Genomic DNA, 525 nt, shown 5'->3' with positions numbered 1-525 from the left:
TTGAGACGGCAGCTATCTTTAACATTCCTGCCCCTTCAACGATTTCTGTTTGGAAAAAACAGCTCGAAACACAAGGAATTGATGCCCTTCAATCTAAAAAAAAGGGGCGTCCATCCATGAAAAAAGATTCAAATAAACAATTAAAACAAACTTTAGCTGACGGGTCAGTCGAAGCACTTGAAGCACGTATTAAACAGCTTGAAATGGAAAATGAGTACTTAAAAAAGTTGAATGCCTTAGTTCAAAACAAGGAAAAATCACGAAGCAAGACAAGGCGCAAGTAGTCTATGAATTAAGGCATAAATATTCGGTGAAGGCACTCGTGGAGCTAGCTGGTATTCCACGGAGTACGTATTATGATTTAGTAAAGAAAATGAATCGTCCGGATCAAGATGCCGATTTGAAAGCTGAAATTAAAGCGATTTATGAGGAAAATGAAGGTCGTTATGGCTACCGTCGCATTCGTGATGAGTTAACGAATCGTGATCAGAAAGTGAATCACAAAAAGGTTCAGCGCATTATGAA

General features: G+C 38.7%; 1 pseudogene. It reads left to right on the top strand.

Going from position 1 to position 525, the window contains the following annotated elements:
• Positions 1-525 (top strand): annotated as a pseudogene (locus F3I02_RS19655) (IS3 family transposase); the annotation flags it as partial.

It is taken from the genome of Bacillus sp. SRB3LM (genome assembly GCF_015712745.1).
Lineage (GTDB): Bacteria > Bacillota > Bacilli > Bacillales > Bacillaceae_G > Bacillus_A > Bacillus_A thuringiensis_K.
This window is presented reverse-complemented; position numbering and strand designations above follow the sequence as displayed.